This is a genomic window from Okeania sp. SIO2B9 (genome assembly GCF_010672505.1).
Taxonomy (GTDB): Bacteria; Cyanobacteriota; Cyanobacteriia; order Cyanobacteriales; family Microcoleaceae; genus Okeania; species Okeania hirsuta.
In genome coordinates this window covers 1-3786 of the sequence record NZ_JAAHGK010000769.1, presented here as the reverse complement: position 1 = coordinate 3786, position 3786 = coordinate 1, and the positions used below count along the sequence as shown (strand labels likewise).

Genomic DNA, 3786 nt, shown 5'->3' with positions numbered 1-3786 from the left:
TAACAATAACCACCCAATTTATATCTTTAAACTTAGGAGGAATTGTAAACTCTATCAACTCATAATGAGCATTAAAAAATATCATAGAACTATCATCAATAATCCTTTCCCCACGTTCGCCACTAGCAGGAATTTCCTCTCCGTTTAAAAATATACCAACAGCTTTAGCAAAATCAATATTCCATTGTTCCTCAGTCATTTCTCCACCATCAGGATTATACCAACCTATATCATTTACATCCGAACCATGAATAGCACGACCTTGAAACCACTTACGTCTATGAAATACTGGATGTTGACAACGGAAATAAATTAACTGTCGAGTAAAATCTAATAAATCTGAATTTTCTACTTGTAAATTCCAATCCAACCAAGAAATTTGATTATCCTGACAATAAGCATTATTATTACCATTTTGTGTCCGCCCAAATTCATCTCCACCTAATAACATTGGTACGCCTTGAGATAACATTAAAGTCACTAAAAAATTACGCCTTTGACGGTTTCTTATATTTAGTACATCGGGGTCGTCTGTTTCTCCTTCTTCTCCAGAATTCCAAGAACGATTATATTCTTCTCCATCATTATTATCTTCCCCATTTGCTTCGTTATGTTTTTCGTCATAACTAACTAGATCGTTGAGAGTAAAACCATCGTGGGCAGTTACAAAATTAATACTCGCATGAGGTAATCTACCATTAGCAGCATATAAGTCAGAACTACCTGTAAAACGATAGGCAAATTCAGATAATGTTTCCTCTTCCCCTCGCCAAAAATCTCTAACTGCATCTCGATATTTACCATTCCATTCTGACCACAAGAGGGGGAAATTCCCAACTTGATAACCACCTTCTCCCACATCCCAAGGTTCCGCAATTAATTTCACATTGGAAATAACCGGGTCTTGATGCACAATATCAAAGAAAGCTGCCAAAGTATCTACGTCATATAATTCTCGCGCCAAAGCTGAAGCTAAATCAAATCGAAAACCATCCACGTGCATTTCCGTCACCCAGTAGCGCAGACTATCCATAATTAACTTCAATACCTGGGGGTGACGAACGTTGAGAGAATTACCACAACCAGTAAAATCCATATAGTAGCGGAGTTCATCTTCTACTAAGCGATAATAGGCAGCATTATCAATACCTTTGAAAGATAAAGTCGGACCCAGATGATTACCTTCTCCAGTATGGTTGTAGACTACATCCAATATCACCTCAATACCAGCATTGTGCAATGCTTTGACCATTTGTTTAAATTCTCGAACTTGCTCCCCTGCTTTACCGCTAGAACTATAACCACAGTAGGGAGCAAAATAATTAATCGAGTCATAACCCCAATAATTAGATAATTCCTTATCAACCAAATGTCCTGGATATCGGAGAAAATGATGTACTGGCATTAACTCCACCGTTGTAATGCCTAAAGATTGGAAATAAGCGATCGCTGTTGGATGTGCTAACCCTGCATAAGTGCCCCTGAGATTTTCGGGAATATCAGGATGGAGTTTAGTAAATCCTCTGGGATGAATTTCATAAATTATGGTTTCGTGGTTGGGAATGTTTAATAATTTGTCGTTTTCCCAATCAAAACTTTCATCAATTACCACAGATTTTGGCATCAGATGAGCATCATCATCTAAAGTACAAGCTAAATCTTTTTCTGGATTATCCCAAGAATAGGCAAATATTTCTTGACCATAGAGGATATCCCCATCAATTGCTTTAGCGTAAGGGTCAATTAGTAATTTATTGGGGTTAAAACGATGACCTTGGGATGGTTCGTAGGGGCCATGTACTCGAAATCCATATTTTTGACCAGGACTAATACCTGGTAGATATCCATGCCAGACAAAGTTACTTACTTCTGTCAGAGTGAGTCGTGTTTCTTGGTTTTGCTTGTCAAATAAGCAAAGTTCTATACTGGTAGCATTTTCAGAGAAGATGGCGAAGTTGGTGCCTTTACCATCCCAGGATGCTCCCAGGGGAAATGGTTTTCCAGGCCAAAGAGGTACATACATAAATCAACCGGGAACTCTTCATAATTAGAATAACAGCAAACGGTGCGAGCCATCCAATGGGAGCTATCCAGTGCGAGCTATCCAGTGCGAGCTTCTAGCTCGCCAGAATATTATTAAAATTGTCAGAAAATAATTTCAATTCCCAGAAAATAATTTCAATTCCTAACAGGTTTGGTATTATTATTAAATAGGCGAGCAAGATGGTCGCACTGGAAAACTGATAACCGATAACTGAAATGACTCAATGTTTAAATCCTGACTGTTTAAAACCTAACCCACCAGAAACAATATTCTGTCAAAGCTGTGGTGAAAAATTGGTTTTAAACGAACGTTATCGCCCTCTAAAAATTATCGGGCAAGGAGGTTTTGGCAGAACTTTTCAAGCAGTAGATGAATATAAACCTTCAAAGCCTTTTTGTGTAATTAAACAATTTTTTCCTCAAGCACAAGGAACTAAATATTTATCAAAAGCTGCGGAATTATTTGCTCAAGAAGCTCAACGTTTAGATGGTTTAGGTAGACATCCACAAATTCCCGAACTTTTAGCATATTTTACTCAGGATAATCGACAGTATTTAGTACAAGAATTTATCGACGGGCAAAATTTACAACAGGAATTAGAAGAGTCGGGAGCTTTTGATCAAAGTCAAGTTGTAGAGTTGTTAAAAAGTTTATTGCCTGTATTGGAATTTATTCATTCTCAACAAGTAATTCATCAAAACTGGATTTCGAGAAGCTCAACCCGATGTCTCTTGTTACATTGGTGAAAATGCAAATGTTATTCCAAGGGGAACTTCTATTATCGATCTAGATATTTATCCTCCACCAACCCTAGTCATTGAAGTTGCTAATACCTCCCTATTAGATGATAAAGGTGAAAAACGTTTGTTGTATGAAGCAATGAATGTCTCTGAATATTGGATAGTTGACGTACAGAATCTAGAAATTATTGCTTTTGCAGTTGCCAATGGAGGAAGTAGAAAAATTAATCAGTCTCAAGTTTTGCCTGGTTTAGCTATTTCTTTGTTAGAAGAAGCACTTCAGCGCAGTTGCCAAACAAACCAAGGTCAAGTTTATCCTTGGTTATTAAAGGAATTTCAACAGAAGTAGAAATAAACTCGTTAATCCATCCGTACATCCGTGGCAGAATCCTTGTATGCGCTTTTCTCTATTTACCTCATCATTCTCTCAAGCTTCAAAAAAAATAAATAGAGATTTATCTTACATCTCCCCAAAAATAGCGAAAATCATTTTGTGAAGCTCAGAAAGATATACATAACAACCTCTGGCAAGGGAGAATCTTCCTCCCACTGCTGTTCTCCTGGTGGCGATCGCTACTTCTATAACATTACCTACTCTCACCCACAATCATTTTATGAAGCTCCAAAAAAATCGGCGATGGATTTTGTCTTGCACTCCCTAAATAACCGTGATACTATTTTATTATTAGGGATTGCTCGCCTATACGCATGACTTTTTATTCAACGCAAAAAATGAATTTTTTTGAGAGTAACTAATATAGTATAGTCTATGTTGTCATAGAAATCTACACGAAAATCATTTTGTGCAGCCTCTCAATGGAATATGTATATGGGAATGAACAACCTCTGGCAAGGGAAAATCTTACTGCCACTTTTTCTTCTCTCTTGTGGCAATCGCTACTTCTATTGTTATCCTACAATCATTTTATTAAGCTCCAAAAAAAACGGCGATGGATTTTGCCTTGCACTCCCTAAATAACCATGATACTATTTTATTATTGG

The 3786-nt window shown here is 37.2% G+C and carries 3 protein-coding genes and 1 pseudogene; 2 read left to right on the top strand and 2 right to left on the bottom strand.

Annotated features, from left to right (window positions below; translation table 11 throughout):
• Positions 1-2023 (bottom strand): glycogen debranching protein GlgX (gene glgX / locus F6K13_RS23080; protein ID WP_287288511.1); only part of this gene is annotated, 2023 nt, incomplete at its 3' end.
• Between the two features lie 236 nt (positions 2024-2259).
• On the opposite strand from glgX, the pseudogene F6K13_RS23075 reads away from it, so the two are divergent.
• Both F6K13_RS23075 and F6K13_RS23070 read left to right on the top strand, forming a co-directional pair.
• Positions 2260-2781, top strand: a pseudogene (locus F6K13_RS23075) (protein kinase); the annotation flags it as partial.
• Positions 2738-3133 (top strand): Uma2 family endonuclease, encoded by a 396-nt coding sequence (locus F6K13_RS23070; protein ID WP_124143086.1) that lies wholly within the window; start codon positions 2738-2740, stop codon positions 3131-3133. The pseudogene F6K13_RS23075 and the gene F6K13_RS23070, both read left to right, overlap by 44 nt.
• A 111-nt stretch (positions 3134-3244) precedes the next feature.
• Here F6K13_RS23070 and F6K13_RS23065 read toward each other — a convergent pair whose 3' ends face one another.
• The gene (locus F6K13_RS23065; protein ID WP_287288509.1) at positions 3245-3391 is read right to left on the bottom strand and encodes a hypothetical protein; all 147 of its coding nucleotides are present in this window, start codon (positions 3389-3391) and stop codon (positions 3245-3247) included.
• Between the last annotated feature and the right edge of the window lie 395 nt (positions 3392-3786).